General features: G+C 60.9%; 3 protein-coding genes. 2 read left to right on the top strand and 1 reads right to left on the bottom strand.

What is annotated here, in order from left to right:
- Window positions 1-466 (bottom strand): ZinT/AdcA family metal-binding protein (locus ACO41U_RS10340; protein WP_485943761.1); only part of this gene is annotated, 466 nt, incomplete at its 3' end.
- A gap of 300 nt (window positions 467-766) precedes the next feature.
- Between ACO41U_RS10340 and ACO41U_RS10345 the strand changes: the two genes are divergently transcribed.
- Together ACO41U_RS10345 and ACO41U_RS10350 are read left to right on the top strand one after the other, a co-directional pair.
- The gene (locus ACO41U_RS10345) at window positions 767-1,246 is read left to right on the top strand and encodes a tetratricopeptide repeat protein (RefSeq protein ID WP_485943763.1); all 480 of its coding nucleotides are present in this window, start codon (window positions 767-769) and stop codon (window positions 1,244-1,246) included.
- An 88-nt stretch (window positions 1,247-1,334) separates the two neighbouring features.
- Window positions 1,335-2,273 carry an Rpn family recombination-promoting nuclease/putative transposase gene (locus ACO41U_RS10350; protein WP_485943765.1) on the top strand — a complete coding sequence of 313 codons (939 nt, stop codon included), beginning with the start codon at window positions 1,335-1,337 and terminating at the stop codon, window positions 2,271-2,273.
- Window positions 2,274-2,449: the final 176 nt, after the last annotated feature.

The following is a 2,449-nucleotide window of genomic DNA, read 5'->3' on the forward strand; positions in this document are numbered from 1 at the left end:
CGCTTGCCGCCTCGAACTGATGCCACTCGATGTCGAAGGTCCCGAACTTCCGTTTTTCGACCCCGCGGGACGCGTAGGTCAGGGTTCCCAAGGAGGCTCCCTTGGAGTCCATGAAGGTGATCCCGCTTCCCTCCACCTTCAGGCTGTCGAAAGCGGTCTGGTAAGAACGACCAAGGGCACTCTTCACACCCTTCTTGGTGTAAGCGGGCAAGGACGCCGCAGCTTTCTCGCAGACGGCGTCAACCTCGGGCGCATCCAAGGAACCGTAGAAACTCTTCCACTCTCCTTCCCAATCCTTCAATACTCCGACCTGGGGCTGAGGATTGGGATTAGGGTTAGGATTCGGGCTGGGGTTCGGGGTGTCCCCTGGGATGTTGTGGGGGCCTCCGCCGCATCCGCCCAGCGCCAATAGAGCGATGAGGAACACGGACAACAGGATGCCGAAACGCCATGATTTGTTTCTCACGTTAACCACTCCTTAAATTTAAAATGATACAACGAAAAAAGTATAACTCTAATTTTAGATAGCCGCAACTAGCTATCCCCATTTTTGCGTTTAGAGCATGGTGAAACGCTGGCAGGGGAGGGGTGTATGGCGCGGAGCGGAACGGCTGTGGAGGGAAACAACCCAAAGGGTACGCCGTGTGGCCCAAGGATATGCGGGCCAGCGTCCTTCACAGGTTTCGCCTCCTGACGTCTTTCAGCACACCGCATTTGTCTAACGGGGGCCTGTCGGGGTACAATGGCGCCGGAGGTGTTGGTGTGCATGTTTCGTATCTTTGGAAAGTCCGCGAGGGAAGGCGCCGTCCTGCTGGGGGCGCTCTTGCTGGTGAATCCGCCGACGCTGGCCCTGGGGGCTGAGAGGGATGCAGCCGCCGAGCAGACGGCAAGGGAGCTTCGGGCAGAGCTGTCCCGCCTGGAGTCCTCTGGGGACCCCGAGGCGCAGGAGGCCCTCCTGCGTCAGATCATCGAGCGCTGTCCGGACACGGAGGAGGCGGAGGCTGCCCATTGGGCGCTTGCGGACCTCTGCCTGGACGGGTTTGCCGAGCCGAAGGAGGAGCAGGCCCGCAGCGTGCTCGAGCAGTTTTTGAAGCGCTATTCCTCGTCGCGGTGGGCCACGCAGGTGAGGTGCCGCCTGTACTGCCTCTGCGAGGGAGCCGACGCGGAGCGCGCGGCGCAGCTGAGGACGGAGCTCCTGAAGGACGAGGCGCTGCCCCAGGTGATACGAAAGTCCTTCGAGCGATGAGGCGATGATGTCGCGCCGAAATCGACTATAATAGAGCGAAGGCCGCGCCTTGTTGCGCCTCAACCAACCTGTGGAGAAGGTGAATGCCATGACCTGCGAACGCGAGGGCCTACCGACCGAGCTGTCGCCGGAGGAACTGGAGCGCTGCGTTCGTTCCGCAAACCTCCTGAATGACGTGGTCTTCAAGTATCTCTTCGCCACAAAGGGGAACGAGGAGAACCTTCTGCGCCTCCTGAACGACATCCTGGCCCCAGGACGGGGCATCGTTTCCCTGCAGTACCTGGATCGAGAGAACGATCCCCGTCGGGACGAGGGCCGGAGCTCCTGCGTGGACGTCCTGGCCCGCGCGGAGGACGGCCGGGTGTGCCACGTGGAGGTTCAACTGGGACGGGCGGGGTACTTCTTCGAGCGAGCTCTTTATTACGCGTCGTGCAGCTACTCGGACCAGTTGTCCGTTTCAGACAGCTACGACAAGCTGAGGCCGGTCATCTTCGTGTCGATCCTGAACTTCTGCCTTTTTCCGGATCGTGCGGAAGACTGGCGGTCGCTGCACCGGCTTCTGGACGTGAAGGAACAGCGGAGCTACTGCGACGGCATGGAGTTTCATTTTATCGAGATGCCGAAGCTGAAACGCCTGGCGGCGGCGGGCCGCGTCGAGGACGTAGGCCTGAGCCGTGTGATGAAATACCTTGGCCGGATAGGAGGGAACGCTGAAATGGAGCGATTGGTGGAGTGCGACCGGGGAATCGAGCGGCTCGATGATGGGGTCCGGACGTTTTTCCGTAAACGGGGGAACCTCGCGCTCTACAGGCTGCGAGAGCGCGCCGAAACGGACTACCGCAGCAACCTGAGGTTCGCGGTGCAGGAGGCTATGACCGAGGGCGAGAGCAGGGGCAGAGATTTGGGCAGGACTGAAACGGCGCGGCGGATGCTGGGCATGAAATTCACCTCCGAACAGATATCCCAGGCGACTGGCTTATCCCTCGACGAGGTCGAAGCACTGAAGGATAAAGCCGCCGGAGCCTGAGCATTTCGATTCAATGCCCCCTCGTGGAATCGCGGGCAGCCCAGCCGTCCTATCCGAGGAGATGAGAGCAAAACTTGCCGCCGGTATCTCCGACTGCTAAGAGGTCCCCCTCGCGCGAGGAGGACCTCTTGTGGCGTGGGCCGTCGGCTCTAGGCCGAAACGATCTCCTTGATCTT

It is taken from the genome of Fretibacterium sp. (assembly GCF_057312375.1).

Bases quoted from the DNA above. Each gene is read 5' to 3' on its own strand.
- ACO41U_RS10345 (WP_485943763.1), top strand. From the start codon at position 767: ATGTTTCGTATCTTTGGAAAGTCCGCGAGGGAAGGCGCCGTCCTGCTG.
- ACO41U_RS10350 (WP_485943765.1), top strand. From the start codon at position 1,335: ATGACCTGCGAACGCGAGGGCCTACCGACCGAGCTGTCGCCGGAGGAA.